This is a genomic window from Paraburkholderia caballeronis (assembly GCF_900104845.1).
In the GTDB taxonomy this organism is placed as follows: Bacteria; Pseudomonadota; Gammaproteobacteria; order Burkholderiales; family Burkholderiaceae; genus Paraburkholderia; species Paraburkholderia caballeronis.
In genome coordinates, this window is the sequence record NZ_FNSR01000001.1 from 876,644 (window position 1) to 897,002 (window position 20,359).

General features: G+C 67.8%; 16 protein-coding genes. 14 read left to right on the forward strand and 2 right to left on the reverse strand.

Translation table 11 applies throughout. From position 1 onward, the window contains the following. Positions 1 to 5 precede the first annotated feature (5 nt). The 12 genes from ubiB (at position 6) to BLV92_RS03930 (ending at position 14,869) form a co-directional block, all read left to right on the forward strand. A complete protein-coding gene (gene ubiB, locus BLV92_RS03875; RefSeq protein WP_090542409.1) occupies positions 6 to 1,583 on the forward strand; it encodes a ubiquinone biosynthesis regulatory protein kinase UbiB in 1,578 nt (525 codons plus the stop codon). Positions 1,584 to 1,626: 43 nt separating this feature from the next. Beyond that, a complete protein-coding gene (locus BLV92_RS03880; protein WP_090542411.1) occupies positions 1,627 to 2,283 on the forward strand; it encodes a methyltransferase domain-containing protein in 657 nt (218 codons plus the stop codon). Between the two features lie 161 nt (positions 2,284 to 2,444). Continuing rightward, positions 2,445 to 2,789, forward strand: a complete 345-nt coding sequence (locus BLV92_RS03885; protein ID WP_090542414.1) for an FmdB family zinc ribbon protein — start codon at positions 2,445 to 2,447, stop codon at positions 2,787 to 2,789. A gap of 85 nt (positions 2,790 to 2,874) precedes the next feature. Beyond that, complete coding sequence (locus tag BLV92_RS03890; RefSeq protein ID WP_090542415.1) at positions 2,875 to 3,519, forward strand: DUF502 domain-containing protein; 645 nt, start codon at positions 2,875 to 2,877, stop codon at positions 3,517 to 3,519. A gap of 65 nt (positions 3,520 to 3,584) precedes the next feature. Then, on the forward strand, positions 3,585 to 5,390 hold the full coding sequence (gene aspS, locus BLV92_RS03895; RefSeq protein WP_090542417.1) for an aspartate--tRNA ligase: 1,806 nt from the start codon (positions 3,585 to 3,587) through the stop codon (positions 5,388 to 5,390). A 233-nt stretch (positions 5,391 to 5,623) separates the two neighbouring features. Continuing rightward, positions 5,624 to 6,115, forward strand: coding sequence for a dihydroneopterin triphosphate diphosphatase (gene nudB / locus BLV92_RS03900; protein WP_090546807.1), 492 nt, complete (start codon positions 5,624 to 5,626; stop codon positions 6,113 to 6,115). Then, on the forward strand, positions 6,115 to 7,533 hold the full coding sequence (locus BLV92_RS33060) for a phospholipase D-like domain-containing protein (RefSeq protein WP_090542419.1): 1,419 nt from the start codon (positions 6,115 to 6,117) through the stop codon (positions 7,531 to 7,533). The genes nudB and BLV92_RS33060 overlap by 1 nt, the downstream gene beginning before the upstream one ends. Positions 7,534 to 7,726: 193 nt before the next feature. Then, complete coding sequence (locus tag BLV92_RS03910) at positions 7,727 to 8,326, forward strand: TetR/AcrR family transcriptional regulator (RefSeq protein WP_090542420.1); 600 nt, start codon at positions 7,727 to 7,729, stop codon at positions 8,324 to 8,326. A 74-nt stretch (positions 8,327 to 8,400) separates the two neighbouring features. Beyond that, positions 8,401 to 10,188: an acyl-CoA dehydrogenase C-terminal domain-containing protein gene (locus BLV92_RS03915; RefSeq protein WP_090542422.1), complete on the forward strand. Its 1,788-nt coding sequence runs from the start codon at positions 8,401 to 8,403 to the stop codon at positions 10,186 to 10,188. A 142-nt stretch (positions 10,189 to 10,330) separates the two neighbouring features. Then, positions 10,331 to 12,769 carry a 3-hydroxyacyl-CoA dehydrogenase/enoyl-CoA hydratase family protein gene (locus BLV92_RS03920; protein ID WP_090542424.1) on the forward strand — a complete coding sequence of 813 codons (2,439 nt, stop codon included), beginning with the start codon at positions 10,331 to 10,333 and terminating at the stop codon, positions 12,767 to 12,769. Between the two features lie 30 nt (positions 12,770 to 12,799). Further along, complete coding sequence (locus tag BLV92_RS03925; protein ID WP_090542426.1) at positions 12,800 to 13,999, forward strand: acetyl-CoA C-acyltransferase; 1,200 nt, start codon at positions 12,800 to 12,802, stop codon at positions 13,997 to 13,999. 99 nt (positions 14,000 to 14,098) lie between these two features. Then, entirely contained in the window at positions 14,099 to 14,869 is a 771-nt protein-coding gene (locus BLV92_RS03930; protein ID WP_090542428.1) for an enoyl-CoA hydratase, read from the forward strand. Positions 14,870 to 14,935: 66 nt separating this feature from the next. Here the strand turns inward: BLV92_RS03930 and fdhD are convergent, their stop codons facing one another. After that, the gene (gene fdhD / locus BLV92_RS03935; protein WP_090542430.1) at positions 14,936 to 15,760 is read right to left on the reverse strand and encodes a formate dehydrogenase accessory sulfurtransferase FdhD; all 825 of its coding nucleotides are present in this window, start codon (positions 15,758 to 15,760) and stop codon (positions 14,936 to 14,938) included. A 137-nt stretch (positions 15,761 to 15,897) separates the two neighbouring features. Here fdhD and BLV92_RS03940 point away from each other — a divergent pair, with 137 nt between their 5' ends. Further along, positions 15,898 to 16,380: a nitrate reductase associated protein gene (locus BLV92_RS03940; RefSeq protein WP_090542432.1), complete on the forward strand. Its 483-nt coding sequence runs from the start codon at positions 15,898 to 15,900 to the stop codon at positions 16,378 to 16,380. Positions 16,381 to 16,525: 145 nt separating this feature from the next. Further along, positions 16,526 to 19,837, forward strand: coding sequence for a sensor domain-containing protein (locus BLV92_RS03945; RefSeq protein WP_090542434.1), 3,312 nt, complete (start codon positions 16,526 to 16,528; stop codon positions 19,835 to 19,837). Here the strand turns inward: BLV92_RS03945 and BLV92_RS03950 are convergent. Then, on the reverse strand, positions 19,824 to 20,219 hold the full coding sequence (locus BLV92_RS03950; protein ID WP_090542436.1) for an acyl-CoA thioesterase: 396 nt from the start codon (positions 20,217 to 20,219) through the stop codon (positions 19,824 to 19,826). The genes BLV92_RS03945 and BLV92_RS03950 overlap by 14 nt on opposite strands. Positions 20,220 to 20,359: the final 140 nt, after the last annotated feature.

Below are 20,359 nucleotides of genomic sequence, written 5' to 3' on the forward strand. Positions count from 1 at the left end.
GAAACATGCGCTTGCTGCGTTTCCTGAAGATTTTCTATACGGTCATCCGCTTCGGGCTCGACGAAATGATGTTGAGCCGGATCAACGACCGGCGCGTGCGGCTGCTGCTGCGGATCACGACGATCGGCCGCCGCTTCGATCAACCGCCGGGCGTGCGGCTGCGTCTTGCGCTCGAAAGCCTCGGGCCGATCTTCGTGAAGTTCGGCCAGGTGCTGTCGACGCGGCGCGACCTGCTGCCGCTCGACATCGCGAACGAACTCGCGAAGCTGCAGGACCAGGTGCCGCCGTTCGACTCGGACGTCGCGATCGGCCTCATCGAGAAGTCGCTCGGCGCGCCGGTGGACGTGCTGTTCGACGAGTTCGAGAAGGTGCCGATCGCGAGCGCGTCGATCGCGCAGGTCCACTTCGCGAAGATCCGCAGCGGCCAGCACGCGGGCAAGGCGGTCGCAGTGAAGGTGCTGCGGCCGAACATGCTGCCGGTGATCGACTCGGACCTCGCGCTGCTGCGCGACATCGCGGTCTGGGCCGAGCGGCTGTGGGCGGACGGCAAGCGGCTGAAGCCGCGCGAGGTCGTCGCGGAGTTCGACAAATACCTGCACGACGAACTCGACCTGATGCGCGAGGCCGCGAACGGCAGCCAGCTGCGCCGCAACTTCTTGGGCCTCGATCTGCTGCTCGTGCCGGAGATGTACTGGGAATTCTGCACGCCGACCGTGCTGGTGATGGAGCGGATGGTCGGCGTGCCGATCAGCCAGGTCGAGCGGCTGCGCGCGGCCGGCGTCGACATTCCGAAGCTCGCGCGCGAAGGCGTCGAGATTTTCTTCACGCAGGTGTTCCGCGACGGCTTCTTTCACGCGGACATGCACCCGGGCAACATCCAGGTGAGCCTCGATCCCGCGCACTTCGGGCGCTACATCGCGCTCGACTTCGGGATCGTCGGCGCGCTGTCCGACTTCGACAAGAACTATCTCGCGCAGAACTTTCTCGCGTTCTTCAAGCGCGACTATCACCGCGTCGCGACGCTGCACATCGAGTCCGGATGGGTGCCGCCGCATACGCGCGTCGAGGAGCTGGAAAGCGCGATCCGCGCGGTGTGCGAGCCGTACTTCGACCGCGCGCTGAAGGACATCTCGCTTGGCCAGGTGCTGCTGCGGCTCTTCCAGACGTCGCGCCGCTTCAACGTCGAGATCCAGCCGCAACTGGTGCTGCTGCAAAAGACGATGCTCAACGTCGAAGGGCTCGGGCGCTCGCTCGACCCTGAACTCGACCTGTGGAAGACCGCGAAGCCGTATCTGGAACGCTGGATGACCGAGCAGATCGGGCTGCGCGGCTGGTACGAGCGCTTCAAGGTCGAAGCGCCCCAGTGGAGCAAGACGCTGCCGCAACTGCCGCGCCTCGTGCATCAGGCGCTGCTGCACCGGCAGGACCCCGCGCGCCCGGCGAACGACGAGACGATCCGGCTGATCCTCGCCGAGCAGCGCCGCACCAATCGGCTGCTGCAAGGGCTGCTCGTATTCGGCATCGCGGTCGGCGTGGGGATGGTTGCCGCGCGCGTATGGCTCGCGTTCGCGTACGGCGGTTGACGCGTCGCGCGCGAAACCCGCAGCCACGATCCGGAGATTCGGGATGAACGAACCGAAACGCCCATCGCAGCCCGCCGCGGGCATGCCGGAATTCACGACTCGCGACCCGGCGCAGCCGGCGTTCTGGGACGAGCGGTTCGAACAGGGTTTCACGCCGTGGGACCAACAGGGCGTGCAGCCGGCGTTCGAGGCGTTCGCGGTCGCGCACGCGGGGCTGCCGGTGCTGATTCCCGGCTGCGGCAACGCGTGGGAGGCGCGCTGGCTCGTCGAGCGGGGTTACGAAGTGCGCGCGATCGACTTCGCCGCGGTCGCGGTCGCGAATGCCCGCGCGGTGTTGGGCGAACACGCGCCGGTTATCGAGCAGGCCGACTTCTACGCGTATCGGCCGCCTTTCACGCCCGGCTGGATTTTCGAACGGGCGTTCCTGTGCGCGCTGCCGAAAGCGCAGCGCGGCCGGTATGCGGCGCGGATGGCCGAACTGCTGCCGCCGGGCGGGCTGCTCGCCGGCTTCTTCTTCATCGGCGACACGCCGAAAGGCCCGCCGTTCGGCATCGACCGCGCGGAACTCGACGGGCTGCTCGCGCCGCACTTCGAACTGATCGACGACCGGCCGGTCGACGGCTCGCTGCCGGTGTTCGCGGGCCGCGAGCGCTGGATCACGTGGCGCCGGCGCGCGGCGAAGACGCCGCGCGGGTCTTGATCCGCGGCAAGCCGTCCCAATCTGCGCGAACGCCGCGTCGCGCACCACGCCGCGCGCGGGCCGGACTTCGAGCGTCCGGCAATTCCCAGGCCGGCCGACCGTTTGCGGCTATAATTCAAGGCTTTGCAAGCATTTATCAGAATTTCATCAGGAAAGAGATCATGCCGATCTACGCTTATCGCTGCGACGCCTGCGGCTTCGCGAAGGACGTGCTGCAAAAGCTCAGCGACGCGCCGCTGACGCAGTGCCCGAGCTGCGGCAAGGACGCGTTCCGCAAGCAGGTGACCGCTGCGGGCTTCCAGCTGAAGGGTTCCGGCTGGTACGTGACCGATTTCCGCGGCGGCAGCGGCAGCAATAGTGCGCCGGCGACCGGCGCGAAACCCGCAGGCGACGCGGCGGCATCCGACAGCGGCAAGACGGCGGGCGGTGACGGCGGCGATGCCGCGACGTCCGCCTCGCCGTCCGCATCGGCGAGCACCGCGGCCGGCACGGCCGACGGTTCCTGAGAAACGGTGGTCCGGGTCCTGCCGACCCGGTCACGCAAGCGCTGCGGCGAGTCCCGCGCGGCCCGATGGCGGTTACGGCGGTTACATGACGACGAAGAAAACGACGACGCTCAAGACGGTGTTCCTGACCGGGCTGCTGGTGCTGGTGCCGCTCGCGATCACGCTGTGGGTGCTGAGCCTGGTCATCGGCACGATGGATCAGACGCTGCTGCTGCTGCCCGAATCGTGGCAGCCGGAGCGGCTGTTCGGCGTGAAGCTGCCGGGGCTCGGCGCGGTGCTGACGATCGCGTTCATCTTCGTGGTCGGGGTGCTCACGCATAACTTCATCGGGCAGAAGCTCGTCGAGTGGTGGAACGCGATCGTGCGCCGCATCCCGCTCGTCGGTCCGCTGTACAGCAGCATCCAGCAGGTGTCCGACACGCTGCTGTCGAGCAACGGCAACGCGTTTCGCAAGGCGCTGCTGATCGAATACCCGCGCAAGGGCTCGTGGACAATCGCATTCCTGACCGGCATCCCGGGCGGCGACGTGGTCAACCACCTGCATGAAGACCACGTGAGCGTCTACGTGCCGACGACGCCGAATCCGACGTCGGGCTTCTTCCTGATCCTGCCGAAGCGCGAGGTGGTCGAGCTGGACATGACCGTCGATGCCGCGCTCAAGTATATTGTTTCGATGGGTGTCGTCGCGCCAGCTTCACCGGCAAGGCGTCCTGTCGATCCTCCGCTGTAATACCGGGACGCCGCGCCGGTGCGCCGCGAGCCCGTTCAATTCATGCATAACGAAAGACGAACATCATGTCGATGAGATCTGAATACTGCGGTCTGGTGACCGAACAGCTGCTGGGCCAAACCGTTTCGCTGTGCGGATGGGTGCATCGCCGCCGCGATCATGGCGGGGTCATCTTCATCGACCTGCGCGATCGCGAGGGCCTCGTTCAGGTGGTCTGCGATCCGGATCGCGCCGAGATGTTCAAGGTCGCGGAAGGCGTGCGCAACGAGTTCTGCGTGCAGGTCAAGGGCGTCGTGCGCAACCGTCCGGAAGGCACGGTCAACGCGACGCTGAAGAGCGGCCAGATCGAAGTGCTGTGCCACGAGCTGAACGTGCTGAACGCGTCGGTCACGCCGCCGTTCCAGCTCGACGACGACAACCTGTCCGAGACGACGCGCCTCACGCATCGCGTGCTCGATCTGCGCCGTCCGCAGATGCAGCACAACCTGCGCCTGCGTTATCGCGTGACGATGGCCGTGCGCAAGTATCTCGACTCGCGCGGTTTCATCGACATCGAAACGCCGATGCTCACGAAGAGCACGCCGGAAGGCGCGCGCGACTACCTCGTGCCGTCGCGCGTGAACGCGGGCCAGTTCTTCGCGCTGCCGCAGTCGCCGCAACTGTTCAAGCAGTTGCTGATGGTCGCGAACTTCGACCGCTACTACCAGATCGTCAAGTGCTTCCGCGACGAAGACCTGCGCGCGGATCGCCAGCCGGAATTCACGCAGATCGACTGCGAAACGTCGTTCCTCGACGAGCAGGAAATCCGCGACCTGTTCGAGGACATGGCGCGTCACGTGTTCCAGGAAACGATCGGCGTCGAGCTGGATCCGAAGTTCACCGTGATGAAGTATTCGGAAGCGATGCGCCGCTTCGGCTCGGACAAGCCTGACCTGCGCGTGAAGCTCGAATTCACCGAGCTGACCGATGCGATGAAGGACGTCGACTTCAAGGTGTTCAGCACGCCGGCCAACACGAAGGACGGCCGCGTCGCGGCGCTGCGCGTGCCGAAGGGCGGCGAGCTGTCGCGTGGCGACATCGACGGCTACACCGAGTTCGTGCGCATCTACGGCGCGAAGGGTCTCGCGTGGATCAAGGTCAACGAGGTCGCGAAGGGTCGTGACGGCCTGCAAAGCCCGATCGTGAAGAACCTGCACGACGCGGCGATCGCCGCGATCCTGGAGCGCACCGGCGCGCAGGACGGCGACATCATCTTCTTCGCGGCGGATCGCGCGAAGGTCGTCAACGACAGCCTCGGCGCGCTGCGCCTGAAGATCGGCCACTCGGAATTCGGCAAGGCGAACGGCCTCGTGGAAGCGGGCTGGAAGCCGCTGTGGGTGATCGACTTCCCGATGTTCGAGTTCGACGAGGAAGAGAACCGCTACGTCGCCGCGCACCATCCGTTCACGAGCCCGAAGGACGAGCATCTGGAATACCTGGAAACCGATCCGGGCCGCTGTCTCGCGAAGGCTTACGACATGGTGCTGAACGGCTGGGAAATCGGCGGCGGTTCGGTGCGGATCTATCGCGAGGAAGTGCAGAGCAAGGTGTTCCGCGCGCTGAAGATCGGCCCGGAGGAAGCGCGCTCGAAGTTCGGCTTCCTGCTCGACGCGCTGCAGTACGGCGCGCCGCCGCATGGCGGCATCGCGTTCGGCCTCGACCGCATCGTCACGATGATGGCGGGCGCCGATTCGATCCGCGACGTGATCGCGTTCCCGAAGACGCAGCGCGCGCAATGCCTGCTGACTCAGGCGCCGAGCCCGGTGGACGAGCGGCAACTGCGCGAACTGCACATCCGTCTGCGTCAGCCCGAGCAGAAGGTCGCGCAGTAACTCATACGCGACGCGGCCGGCGGGCCGCATCGGGTGGTCCCGGCCGGCTGGCCGGGACGCTCGCCCGGCATCACGCGAACAGGCAATCCGACATGGAAAAGGCGCATCGAGCGCCTTTTTTGCTTTTTGCGATACATTTGGCGTAAGCCTGTGCGCGGCTGCCGCGATAATCGCGGCCAGCCGCACCATTGCACTATTGCACCCTCGCACGAGCCATCCGAATGCCCGTCATCATGCAGAAGCCGCCGAAGATTCCGGAATCCGTACTTGTCGTCATCCATACGCCGCAACTGGACGTGCTGATCATCGAGCGCGCGGACCGGCCCGGCTTCTGGCAGTCGGTCACCGGCTCGAAGGATCAGCTCGACGAACCGTTCGCGTTGACCGCGGCGCGCGAGGTCGCGGAGGAGACCGGCATCGTGGTCGGCACGCCGGACGTGCCGGCCGATGCGCTCGTCGACTGGCGCAGGGAAATCGAATATGAGATCTATCCAGTGTGGCGTCATCGTTATGCGCCGGGCGTCACGCGCAACACCGAGCACTGGTTCAGCCTGCGCGTGCCGCGTCGCGTCGACGTGACGCTCGCGCCGCGCGAGCACACCGCGTGGCTGTGGCTGCCGTATGAAGAGGCGGCCGCGCGCTGCTTCTCGTCGTCGAACCGCGACGCGATCCTGCAACTGCCCGCGCGTCTGCGCGAAGCAGGACGCCCGCCCGGAGCGTCATGATGATCGACGTCGACCACCGCAGCAGGATGCAATTGCGCCAGTTGCTGCTCGGCCGGCGCTATCGGTCGCGCTACCGCTTCACGAGCGGCAACGACGTGAAGCTGTTTTGTTCAGGGACCGAACTGTTTGGTGCGCTGATCGAGCGGATCGACACCGCGACGCGCGACGTCGCGCTCGAAACCTACATCTTCTGCGACGACGCGGTCGGTCAGGCGCTGTCGGCCGCGCTGATCCGCGCGGCCGGCCGCGGCGTGCGCGTGCGCGTGATTACCGACGGCATCGGCACCGCGCGGCTCGCGCTGTTCGACACGTGGCGCGCGGCCGGCGTCGAGCACCGGATCTACAATCCGCATCTGTTCGGCAGCTTCGGCTTTTCGCGCACGCATCGCAAGCTCGCGGTGATCGACGACCTGTATGCGTATTGCGGCGGCATCAACGTCGTCGACGATCTCGACCAGAACGGCAAGCCGTTGCCGTTTCCGCGCTGGGACTTCGCGGTCGAACTGAGCGGACCGGTCGTCGTCGACGTGCGCGAGGCAGTCGAGTTGCAGTGGCGGCGCATCCGGCTCGGCCATCGGCCGGCGTTGCAGACCGTCGCGTCGTCCGCGTCGCCGCTTTTTCCCGCCGTGCCCGCGACGGCCGGCGTCGGCCCCGGCGCGCCGCGCGCCGCGCCTGCGCCCACTGCTTCTTCGTCGTCTTCGTCCCAATACGTCGCGCGGCCTTCGACCGATCCGGCGCAGGCAGCAGGCCCGCACCGGATGTCGCAGAATCGCGCGGCGCGCCTGATCGAACGGCTGCGTGCGCGTCTGCGCGCGAGCGTGCGCGACCCGCGTACCGCGCGCGTGCCGTGCGTCGCGTTCGTCGCGCGCGACAACGTCGTGAACCGCCGCGCGATCGAGAAGGCGTATCTCGACGCGATCGGGGAGGCGCGCACCGAAGTGCTGCTCGCGAATCCGTATTTCATGCCGGGACGGCGCCTGCGCCGCGCGCTCGTCGAGGCCGCGTCGCGCGGCGTGTCGGTGAAGCTGCTGATCGGCCGCAAGGAGTTCGCGCTGCTCGATCGCGCGGTGCCGTTCCTGTATCACGCGCTGCTGAGCGCGGGCGTCCAGATTGCGGAGTACGAAAAGACGATGCTGCACGGGAAGGTCGCGGTCGTCGATTCGAAGTGGGGGACCGTCGGGTCGTCGAACCTCGACGCGTTGAGTCTTGTGCTGAACAACGAGGCGAACGTGCTGCTGGTGCTGCATCCGGAGATCGCGAAGCTGCGCGCATGCATCCTCGCCGCGTTCGACGACGCGGTGCCGATCGACCGCGCGCACTACGACGCGCGTCCCGCGTGGGAGCGCGCGCTGAACTGGCTTGCGTATTCGACGTATCGCGCGGCGATGAAGCTGCTGACGGTCGGAGGTTACGACTGAACGCGCTGCATGCGGCGCACCGCGACGCGAAGGGTCGTCGCGGATGTAATCGGGAGGCCACCCGGCTGCTGCAAAATTAGAGGACGGGTTAGAAACCGCTTTCTAATAAAGTCCTTGTTTCGAGAACGGTCGTCTACAACAATAGGACGGCCGTTCGATTCCATTCCTGCCACATCGATACGGTAAAAAAGCTATGCGAAAAGGCGAACAGACACGAGCCGCCATTCTCGACGCAGCACTGGACCTCGCGGGCCGCGACGGCCTCGAAGGACTGACGATCGGCCTGCTGGCCGAGCGCATGCAGATGAGCAAGAGCGGCGTGTTCGCGCACTTCGGCTCGCGCGAGGATCTGCAGGTCGAGGTGGTGCGCGAGTATCACCGGCGGTTCGAGGAGGAAGTGTTCTTTCCGAGCCTGCGCGAGCCGCGCGGCCTGCCGCGTCTGCGCGCAATGCTGTCGCGCTGGTTCGAGAAGCGCATCCACGAAGTGACGACCGGGTGCATCTATATCAGCGGCGCGGTCGAGTACGACGATCGCGCGGACAGCCAGGTGCGCGAGCAGCTCGTCGCGAGCGTCACGATGTGGCGCGCGGCGCTGCTGCGGGCCATTTCGCAGGCCATCGAAGAAGGGCATTTGCGGCGCGACACCGATCCCGCGCTGATGCTGTTCGAACTGTATAGCGTGACGCTCGGCCTGCATCACGACGGCCGTTTCCTGCATCTGCCGGACGCGGTCGATCATGCGTGGGCCGCGCTCGAAAAACTGATTGTTTCGTATCAGAGCGACGGCCGCTAGCGGCCGCCGACGCCGGAGGCGGCGCGGCGGCTGCGGGCAGCCCGGAAAACTCGAATCTTTGGAGAGAAGACATCATGGGACAGTACGCCGCCCCGCTGCGCGACATGCAGTTCGTGCTGCACGAACTGCTGAACGTCGAAGGCGAAGTGAAGCAGATGCCGAAGCACGCGGATCTGGATGCCGACACGATCAACCAGGTGCTGGAGGAGGCGGGCAAGTTCTGCTCCGAGGTGCTGTTTCCGCTGAATCAGGTCGGCGACCGTGAAGGCTGCACCTACGCGGGCGACGGCGTCGTGACGACGCCGACCGGGTTCAAGGAAGCGTACCGGCAGTATGTCGAGGCGGGCTGGCCGGCGCTCGGCTGCGACCCGCAGTACGGCGGCCAGGGGTTGCCCGCGTTCGTGAACAATGCGCTGTACGAAATGCTGAATTCGGCGAACCAGGCGTGGTCGATGTATCCGGGCCTGTCGCACGGCGCGTATGAATGCCTGCACGCGCACGGCACGCCGGAGCAGCAGCAGACCTATCTGCCGAAACTCGTGTCCGGCGTGTGGACCGGCACGATGTGCCTGACCGAGCCGCACTGCGGCACCGATCTCGGCATCCTGCGCACGAAGGCCGAGCCGAACGGCGACGGCTCGTATGCGATCAGCGGCACGAAGATTTTCATTTCGAGCGGCGAACACGACATGGCCGGGAACATCGTGCACCTCGTGCTCGCGCGCCTGCCGGACGCGCCGCAGGGCACGAAGGGCATCTCGCTCTTCGTCGTGCCGAAGTTCATCCCGACCGCGGCCGGCGAGCCGGGCGAGCGCAATCCGGTGAAGTGCGGCTCGATCGAGCACAAGATGGGCATTCACGGCAACGCGACCTGCGTCATCAATCTCGACAACGCGAAGGGCTGGCTCGTCGGCGAGCCGAACAAAGGCCTGAACGCGATGTTCGTGATGATGAACGCCGCGCGCCTCGGCGTCGGCATGCAGGGGCTCGGGCTCACCGAGGTCGCGTACCAGAACTCGCTTGCGTATGCGAAGGAGCGTTTGCAGATGCGCGCGCTGACCGGCCCGAAGGCGCCGGACAAGCCCGCCGATCCGATCATCGTGCATCCGGACGTGCGCCGGATGCTGCTCACGCAGAAGGCGTGGGCCGAGGGCGCGCGCGCGTTCACGTACTGGGCGGCGCTGCAGATCGACAAGGAGCTGTCGCACGCGGACGAAGCCGCGCGCAAGGAAGCCGCCGACCTCGTCGCGCTGCTGACGCCGGTCATCAAGGCGTTCCTGACCGACAACGCGTTCGAGAGCACGAACCTCGGCATGCAGGTGTACGGCGGCCACGGCTTCATCTCCGAGTGGGGGATGGAGCAGTACGTGCGCGACGCGCGAATCAACCAGATCTACGAAGGCACGAACACGATCCAGTCGCTCGACCTGCTGGGCCGCAAGGTGCTCGGCGACATGGGCGCGAAGCTGAAGAAGTTCGGCAAGCTCGTCACCGACTTCGTCGAGGCCGAAGGCGTGAAGCCGGAAATGCAGGAGTTCGTGAACCCGCTCGCGGACATCGGCGACAAGATGCAGAAGCTGACGATGGAAATCGGCATGAAGGCGATGCAGAACCCGGACGAGGTCGGCGCGGCCGCGGTGCCGTACCTGCGCACCGCCGGCCATCTGGTGTTCTCGTATTTCTGGGCGCGGATGGCGCGCATCGCGCTCGACAACGAAGCGTCCGGCGATCCGTTCTACAAATCGAAACTCGCGACCGCGCGTTTCTACTTCGCGAAGCTGCTGCCGGAAACGGCGGCGACGATCCGCCAGGCGCGCGCGGGTTCGAAGACGCTGATGGACGTCGACGAAGCGCTGTTCTGATTCCGCATCACGGCGAGAGCCGGCCGGCGCGCGACGTCGCGCCGCCGGCCCTCGCGGCGCTGCCCGTCATCCGCCGACGGCCCGCGGCGCCGCCCGCACCGACCCAATCCGCTCGACATTGCATATCCGCTGGAGGAACAACGTGAGCAATTTCATCATTCGCAAGGTGGCCGTGCTCGGCGCCGGCGTGATGGGCGCGCAGATCGCCGCGCACCTGATCAACGCCCGCGTGCCGGTGCTCCTTTTCGACCTGCCCGCGAAGGAAGGCCCGAAGAACGCGATCGCGCTGAAGGCGATCGAGAACCTGAAGAAGCTGTCGCCCGCGCCGTTCGGCGTGAAGGACGACGCGCAGTTCATCACGCCCGCGAACTACGAGGACGACATCGAGAAGCTCGCGGAATGCGACGTCGTGATCGAGGCGATCGCGGAGCGGATGGACTGGAAACACGACCTGTACCGCAAGGTCGCGCCGCACCTGAACCCGAACGCGATCTTCGCGAGCAACACGTCGGGGCTGTCGATCACCGAACTGTCGAAGGGCTTCGACGACGCATTGAAGGCGCGCTTCTGCGGCGTGCATTTCTTCAATCCGCCGCGCTACATGCACCTGGTCGAACTGATCCCGACGGAACATACGAAGCCGGAAATCCTCGACCAGCTCGAAACGCTGCTGACGAGCGTCGTCGGCAAGGGCGTCGTGCGCGCGAAGGACACGCCGAACTTCATCGCGAACCGCGTCGGCGTGTTCTCGATCCTCGCGGTGATCGCGGAGGCGAAGCAGTTCGGCCTGCGTTTCGACGAGGTGGACGACCTGACCGGCAGCCGTCTCGGCCGCGCGAAGTCGGCGACGTTCCGCACTGCCGACGTCGTCGGTCTCGACACGATGGCGCACGTCATCAAGACGATGCAGGACAACCTCGCGGCCGATCCGTTTTTCCCCGTCTACGAGACGCCCGCGGTGCTCGCGGCGCTCGTGCAGAAGGGCGCGCTCGGCCAGAAGAGCGGCGCGGGTTTCTATCGCAAGGAAGGCAAGACCATCAAGGTGCTCGACCCGAATAGCGGCGAGTACGTCGACGGCGGCGGCAAGGCGGACGAGCTGATCGGCCGCATCCTGAAGCGTCCGCCCGCCGAGCGGCTGAAGCTGTTGCGCGAGACGCAGCATCCGCAGGCGCAGTTCCTGTGGGCGATCTTCCGCGACGTGTTCCACTACATCGCGGTGCATCTCGAATCGATCGCGGACAACGCGCGTGAAGTCGACTTCGCGATCCGCTGGGGCTTCGGCTGGAACGAAGGCCCGTTCGAGGACTGGCAGGCGGCCGGCTGGAAGCAGGTCGCCGAATGGGTGAAGGAAGACATCGACGCGGGCAAGGCACTGGCGAGCGCACCGCTGCCCGCGTGGGTGTTCGACGGCCCGGTCGCGCAGGCGGGCGGCGTGCATACCGCCGAAGGCTCGTGGTCGCCGGCCGCGCAGCGTTTCGTGCCGCGCTCGACGCTGCCGGTCTACGAACGCCAGGTGTTCCGCGCGCCGCTTGCCGGGGAAGCGGGCGCCGATCCGAAGCAGTGGGGCAACACGCTGTTCGAGACCGAGCACGTGCGCGCATGGACCGACAGCCGCGCGGGCGAGGACGACGTCGTGATCGTGTCGTTCAAGAGCAAGATGAACACGATCGGCCCGGGTGTGCTCGAAGGGCTGATCCGTGCGATCGAACTCGCGGAGCAGCGCTACAAGGCGGTCGTCGTGTGGCAGCCGACGTCGCTGAAGCTCGGCACGCCGGGCGGCCCGTTCTCGGCCGGCGCGAATCTCGAAGAGGCGATGCCCGCGTTCATGATGGGCGGCGCGAAGGGCATCGAGCCGTTCGTGAAGAACTTCCAGCAGAGCATGCTGCGCGTGAAATACGCGAACGTGCCGGTCGTGACCGCGGTGTCGGGCATCGCGCTCGGCGGCGGCTGCGAACTGATGCTGCAAAGCGCGAAGCGCGTCGCGCACGTCGAGAGTTATGTCGGGCTGGTCGAAGTCGGCGTTGGTCTCGTGCCGGCCGGCGGCGGTCTGAAGGAAGCAGCGCTGCGCGCAGCCGACGCGGCGAACGCGGTCGGCGCCGCGCCGGGCGACCTGCTGCGGTTCCTGCAGAAGTCGTTCGAGAATGCCGCGATGGCGAAGGTGTCCGGCTCCGCGCTCGAAGCGCGCGCGATGGGCTACCTGAAGCCGTCGGACACGATCGTGTTCAACGTGTTCGAACTGCTCGACACCGCGAAGCAGGAAGCGCGCGCGCTCGCGGCGGCCGGCTACCGTCCGCCGCTGCGTCCGACGCAGATTCCGGTCGCGGGCCGCTCCGCGATCTCGACGATCAAGGCGTCGCTCGTGAACCTGCGCGACGGCCGCTTCATCAGCGAGCATGACTTCCTGATCGCGAGCCGCATCGCGGAAGCGGTGTGCGGCGGCGACGTGGAGGCGGGCAGCCTGGTCGACGAGGAATGGCTGCTGGCGCTGGAGCGCCGCGCGTTCGTCGACCTGCTCGGCACGCAGAAGACGCAGGAGCGGATCATGGGCCTGTTGCAGACCGGCAAGCCGGTGCGCAACTGACGCGGCACGTTACACGGATCGGAGCAAGACATGAGCAAACAGTTGCAGGACGCATACATCGTCGCCGCGAGCCGCACGCCGATCGGCAAGGCGCCGCGCGGCGTGTTCAGGAACACCCGCCCGGACGAACTGCTGGTGCACGCGATCAAGGCGGCCGTCGCGCAGGTGCCGGGGCTCGACACGAAGGTGATCGAGGACGCGATCGTCGGCTGTGCGATTCCCGAGGCCGAGCAGGGCCTCAACGTCGCGCGGATCGGCGCGCTGCTGGCGGGGCTGCCGAACACGGTCGGCGGCGTCACGGTGAACCGCTTCTGCGCGTCGGGCCTGACCGCGCTCGCGATGGCGGCGGACCGCATCCGCGTCGGCGAGGCCGACGCGATGATCGCGGCCGGCTGTGAGTCGATGAGCATGGTGCCGATGATGGGCAACAAGCCGTCGCTGTCGCCGCACATCTTCGACACGAACGAGAACATCGGCATCGCATACGGGATGGGCCTGACCGCCGAGCAGGTCGCGACGCGCTGGAAGGTGAGCCGCGAGGCGCAGGACGCGTTCGCGCTCGAATCGCACCGCCGCGCGCTCGCCGCGCAGCAGGCCGGCGAGTTCGCGGACGAGATCGCGCCGTACACGCTCGCAGAGCGTTTCCCGGACCTCGCGACCGGCCAGATTCGCGTGGATAGCCGCGTCGTCGCGCAGGACGAAGGCCCGCGCGCCGATACCTCGGCGGAAGGTCTCGCGAAGCTGCGCGCGGTGTTCGCGAACAAGGGCTCGGTGACGGCGGGCAACAGCTCGCAGACGTCGGACGGCGCGGGCGCGCTGATCGTCGTGTCGGAGAAGGTGCTCAAGCAGTTCGACCTGACGCCGCTCGCGCGCTTCGTGAGCTTCGCGGTGCGCGGCGTGCCGCCGGAGATCATGGGCATCGGGCCGAAGGAAGCGATCCCGGCCGCGCTGAAGGCCGCCGGGCTCAAGCTGGACGACCTCGACTGGATCGAGCTGAACGAGGCGTTCGCCGCGCAGTCGCTCGCGGTGATCCAGGACCTCGGCCTCGATCCGGCGAAGGTGAACCCGCTCGGCGGCGCGATCGCGCTCGGCCACCCGCTCGGCGCGACTGGCGCGATCCGCTCGTCCACCGTCGTGCACGCGCTGCGCCGGCGCAACCTGAAGTACGGGATGGTGACGATGTGCGTCGGCACCGGCATGGGCGCGGCGGGCATCATCGAGCGCCTGTAGGCGGGTCCCGCGCGGAACGGCATCGACACGGTTCGCAGGCTGCACGGTCTGCGAACCGTTTTTCACTGGAAGGCATCAGAACGACCAGGAGACGAACGGATGAGCAACGACATTCAGGTCGCGCGCGCGGACGGCGTGCTGACGATCACGATCGACCGGCCCGCGCGCAGGAACGCGCTGACCCCGGCGATGTACCAGACGATGGTGGACGCGCTGAACGCCGCGCACGACGACGCAACGGTGCGCGCGATCCTGTTTCGCGGCCATGCGGACATCTTCACCGCGGGCAACGACATCGAGGACTTCCTGAAGTCGCCGCCGGCCGGCGACGAGTCGCCGGTGTTCCGCTTCCTGCTCGCGATCTCAAGCGCAGGCAAGCCGCTCGTCGCGGCGGTGGCCGGCGCGGCGATCGGCGTCGGCACGACGATGCTGCTGCACTGCGACCTCGTTTATGCGGCCGACACCGCGCGGTTCGCGATGCCGTTCGCGCAACTGGGGCTGTGTCCGGAGGCCGCGTCGTCGCTGCTGCTGCCGCGCATCGCCGGTTATCAGGCGGCGGCGGAAAAGCTGCTGCTCGGCGACATGTTCGACGCGGCCGAGGCGCACCGGATGGGCTTCGTGAACCGCGTGCTGCCGGCCGCCGAACTCGACGCGTTCGTGGCCGCGCAACTGGCGAAGCTGACCGCGCTGCCGGCCGCGTCGCTGCGCGCGACGAAGACGCTGATGAAGCGCGCGGGCGAGCACGAGATCCGCACGCAGATGGCCGAGGAGTCGGTGCACTTCGGCAAGATGCTGCTCGCGCCGGAAGCGCGCGAGGCGTTCAGCGCGTTCCTCGAAAAGCGCAAGCCGGACTTCCGGCAGTTCGATTGAGCGGATCGGGCGGCCGCGCGATGTGAGCGGTCTTAATGCGCGGCGGCGGCCCCGCCGCGCGTGCGCTCACGCGGTCTGATAGTCGACGTAGCCCGATTCGCGGCAGAAGCTGACAAGCCGCAGCCCCGCGCGCTTCGCGATCGTGATCGCGAGCGACGACGGCGCGGAGATCGTCGCGACGAGCGGAATGCCGACGCGCGCCGCCTTGCGCACCAGTTCGTAGCTCGCGCGGCTCGACAGGAACACGAAACCCTGCTGCGGATCGACGCGTTCCAGGATCAACTGCCCGATCAGTTTGTCGAGCGCGTTGTGGCGGCCGACGTCCTCGAACGCGCGCACGATCCCGCCGCTCGCGTCGCACCACGCGGCCGCGTGCAGGCCGCCTGTGAGCTTCGTCAGCGCCTGGTGCGCGGGCAACTCGCGTGCGGCGCGCGCGAGCGCGTCCGGCGCGAGGCGCGCGAGGAAGCCCGTGTCCGGCACCAGCTCGGGTTCGAGGTCGAGCAGATCGACGCTCTCGATCCCGCATACGCCGCAGCCGGTGCGGCCCGCGAGCGCGCGGCGCTTTTCCTTCAGGCCGGCGAACGCCTGCTGCACGACGGTCAGCTGCACCTGCGCGTGCGGCAGGTCGCCTTCGTCGTGATACGCGACCTCGATGTCCTGAATGTCCGCGTTGCGGCCGACGATCCCCTCGGAGATCGCAAAGCCGACCGCGAACGCTTCGAGGTCGCGCGGCGTGCACATCATCACCGCATGCGAGATGCCGTTGAACACGAGCGCGACCGGCCATTCCTGGCCGACGTGGTCGGCCAGCGTTTCGACGCGCCCGTCGCGGTGACGGCGCACGGCCAGCTCGACAGTGCCGGGCTGGGCTTCGGTTTCCAGTGGGTTCATCTAACGATCGACTCCGGTTCGCACGGCCGTCCGGCCGCGCGGAAGGTTCTAAAATACCTCAAGCCGGCCGGGCGCGCTGCCGTCGCGAGCCCGGCCGCCAGCGAAGTTCCGGCGAAGCCGCCAACGAGGACACCGTCATGGGATTGAACGAAGCTCCGCTGCTGTTCCAGTTCGAGGTCGCGTCGTCGGAGAACCTCGCGTTCATTCCGATGGCCGTGCGCTTCAATCTGGACCGCTTCGGCCTGCGCATCTCGCTCGCGCAGTGGCAGTTGCTGCCGTACGAGGACCGGCGTCTGCTCGCGCGTTTCCCGGTCGACGACGACACGCAGATCGAGCCGAACTTCGATCATGCACTGTTCGAGATGCTGCGCACGCACGCGAACGTCGAGCCGGAATGGTTCTCGCCGGACGAGTCGCCCGCCTGGCGCGACGCGGCCACGGTGCCGGAGGGCGTCGCCCGTCAGGCGGCGCTCGCCGGGCTCGCGGCGCCCGCCGCCGCGCAGTGGGCGCAACTCGCGCCGTTCCAGCGCTACGTGCTCGCGAAGCTGTCGCGCAAGCCGGAGGCGAACCACGATTTCGTGCCGGCGATGCGCGAATTCGGGCTCGCGGCGCCGCGCTGACGCGGCCGGCCCTTTTTTTGTTTCCTCAAGCTCTTCCGGACGATGCCGTTATTCGGGTTGGCACGACGCTCGCCGGCCCACCGCCGCGGATCGCCGTCAGCCCCCCGGCGCGGCCCGCGCGCGGAACGAACGACGTTCGGAATCCATGAATCTTCATCTGACGACACGTCTGCTCATCAACCTCGCGGTCGTCGCGGCGGCGGTCGGCGCGATCGGATTCGTCGCGTACGCGCAGATCGACGCGCAGCGCGACGTCGATGCGAAGGCCGCGCAGGCGACGCGCATCCGCCATGAGCTGGACCGCTTCCGCAGCACGCTGAACGACGGGCTGGGCGCGCTCGCGCGGATCGATCGCGGCGCGCAGACGGCGGCGGATCTCGACGCGGCGTCCCGCCGCGCGCATGCGCTCGCCGCGCAGGCGAGCCAGTTGCGCGCCGACCTCGCCGGCAGCGCGGCGCTCGCGAGCGCGTTCGACGACGCGAACCGCGACGCGACAGCCGTCGCGCAGGACATCGACGCGACGCTCGCGGCCGCGCATGCTCGCACGCCGCGAGCGCCGGGCGAGCCGGCGGCCGGCGCGGCCTCCGGCGTCGCGGCGTTGCCGGACGCTTCGGTTGCCGCCGCCGCATCGGCGGCGGCGGTTTCGCCGGCCAGGGCCGCCGAACCGGCCGTCGCGGCCGCCGTTGCGCCCCACGGCGCGGCCGCCGTGCCGGCCGCCGCCGCGCCCGGCCCGACGCCGGCCGCCGTCCCGCCGCCGACCAGCGCCGAATACATGCGGCTCGACCAGGAACTGGACCAGGTCGAGCACAAGCTGTCCACGCTGCAAGGCCAGCTGGACATGACCGTCGCCGGCTCGCTCGCGGAGGCGAGCCGCGCGAGCGGGCGCGCGCTGGTGCTGCTCGCGGTCGCCGTCGCGGCCGGCGCGGCGCTGCTCGTGTACGTGTTCGGCGCGCGCGACCACGCGGCGCGCCGCAAGCTGCTCGCGCTGCGCGGGCTGCGGCAGCGCGAGGAGCGTTTCTACGGGCTTTTCGAGGCGCATCCGGTGCCGATGTACGTGTTCGACCGCGACACGCTGTGCTTTCTCGCGGTGAACGCGGCCACGGTCCAGCAGTACGGCTACTCCGAGGAAGAATTCCTGACGATGACGATCCGCGACATCCGCCCGCCGGAGGACGTGAACCGTCTCGAACAGCATCTGCAGCGCTCGGACACGCTCACGCAGCAGGTCCGCACGATGGCCGGCGTCTGGCGTCATCTGCGCCGCGACGGCTCGATGATCACCGTCGACATCTCGCACCATTCGCTGACCTTCATGGGCCGCGCGGCGGTGTTCGTGCTCGCGGACGACGTGACCGCGCAGATCGCCGCCGAAGCCGAGGCGCGGCGCTCGACCCAGATGCTCGAAACGGTGATCGACAACATCCCGCAGCGAATCTTCTGGAAGGACCGCGAGTCGCGTTATCTCGGCTGCAACATGGCGTTCGCGCTCGATGCCGGCCTGTCGTATCCGGAGCAGGTGGTCGGCAAGACCGACCACGACCTCGCGTGGCGCGAATACGCGGAACAGTTGCGCGAGCAGGACCACGGCGTGATCGAATCGGGCGTGCCGCGGATGAACGCCGAAGTCGATCTCGCGATTCACGGCGCGCGCCGCACGACGATCACGAGCAAGCTGCCGCTGCTCGACGGCGAGGGCCGCGTGATCGGCATCCTCGGCTCGTACACGGACACCACCGAGCGCCGGCGCGCGGACCTCGCGCTGCGGCTGCAAAGCCGCGCGCTCGACGCGAGCGTGAACGCGATCGTGATTACCGGCCCGGGGCCGGGCGGGCATCTGATCGAATACGCGAATCCGGCGTTCCGGCGCATCACCGGCTACGATCCGGCCGAGGTGATCGGCCAGGACTGCCGGCTGCTGCAACGCGACGACCGCGACCAGGAAGGGCTGGTCACGATCCGCGACGCGCTCGCCGCGAACCGCGAGGTGAGCGCGGTGCTGCGCAACTACCGCAAGGACGGCGCGCTGTTCTGGAATCAGTTGCTGATCGCGCCGGTGCCGGACCAGGACGGCCGCACGACGCACCACATCGGCATCATCAACGACGTGAGCGAGCTGATCCGCTATCAGGAGCAGCTCGAATACCAGGCGAACTACGACAGCCTGACGCTGCTGCCGAACCGCAACCTGCTGCGCCACCGGCTGCAGCAGGCGCTCGTCGCCGCGCAGCGGCGCGAGCGCGGGCTCGCGGTCGTGTTCATCGACCTCGACGGCTTCAAGAACGTGAACGACAGCCTCGGCCACAGCATCGGCGACGAGCTGCTGTACGTGGTCGCGGAGCGGCTGTCGCGCTGCGCGGGGCCGGGCGACACGGTCGCGCGGCACGGCGGCGACGAGTTCGTGATCCTGATGACCGACGAGGTCGACGAGGACTCGCTGATCGCGTGGATGGAGCGTGCGCGCGCCGCGATCTCCGAGCCGGTGCTGATCGGCCGCACCGAGCTGTACGTCGGGTGCAGCATGGGCGCGAGCGTGTATCCGCAGGACGGCGACGACGCCGAGACGCTGCTGAAGAAGGCCGACGTCGCGATGTACCGCGCGAAGGACATGGGCCGCAACACGTACCAGTTCTTCCAGCCGGAGATGAACGCGAGCGCCGACGCGCGGATGAACCTCGAACGCCGGCTGCGCCGCGCGCTGCGCGACGGCGAACTGCTGCTGCACTACCAGCCGCTCGTGTCGCTGCGCGACGGGCGCATCGTCGGGATGGAGGCGCTCGTGCGCTGGCGCGATCCGGAAGCCGGGCTGGTGCCGCCGTCGCAGTTCATCCCGGTCGCGGAGGAAAGCGGGCTGATCGGCTCATTGACCGAATGGGTGCTGCGCGAGGCGTGCCGGCAGAACAAGGCGTGGCAGGACGACGGGCTGCCGCCCGCGCGGGTGTCGGTGAACATTTCCGCGACGGTGTTCCAGCAGCGCGACATCACGAAGCTCGTGACCGGCGTGCTGGACGAAACCGGGCTCGACGCGGGCTGCCTCGAACTCGAACTGACCGAGAGCGCGCTGATGCGCAACGCGGAAGAGGCGGTGTCGATGCTGAACGAACTGCACGCGCTCGGCGTCGGCCTCGCGGTGGACGACTTCGGCACCGGTTATTCGAGCCTCAGCTACCTGAAGCGGCTGCCGGTGGACCGGCTGAAGATCGACCGCTCGTTCGTGTCGGATATCGGCCGCTCGGGCGACAACGAGACGATCACGTCCGCGATCATCGCGCTCGCGCATTCGCTGCAACTGGAGGTGATCGCGGAGGGCGTCGAGACGTCGGCGCAGTTCGAGTTCCTGCGCGAGCGCGCGTGCGACGAGATGCAGGGTTATTTCTTCGCGGCGCCGCTGCCGAACGACCAGATCCCCGCGCTGCTGGACGCGGGCGCCACTTACGCGGAGCGGCTCAGTCCAGCTTAGGCAGCGCGCGCGGGCGGCGGTCGCTGTCGGTCGCGACGTAGGTGAGCGTCGCTTCGGTGACTTTCACGACTTCGTCGGACAGGCGCATCCGCTGCGCGTACACGGTCACGTCGATGGTCACCGACGTGTTGCCGGTCTTCACGATGTCCGCATAGAAGCTCAACAGGTCGCCGACGAACACCGGCTGCTTGAACACGAACGAGTTCACCGCGACGGTCGCGACGCGGCCGTTCGCGCGGCGGCTCGCCGGAATCGAGCCGGCGATGTCCACCTGCGCCATGATCCAGCCGCCGAACACGTCGCCGTGGACGTTCGCGTCCGACGGCTGGGGAACGACGCGCAGCGCCGGCGGTTTTTCCGGAAGGGAGACGGGGTCGGTCATCGGTGCGTCCATGAGAAAAGCGGGCAGTACGGGGAAATTCGGAGAAGTCCGGCAGAAGCCAGCCACAGGCCAGGCATGCCGCCGCGACGGTGGCCGCAAGCGGCGCATGCTGCGTTCTGCGACAATACGGTTCGTCAGGG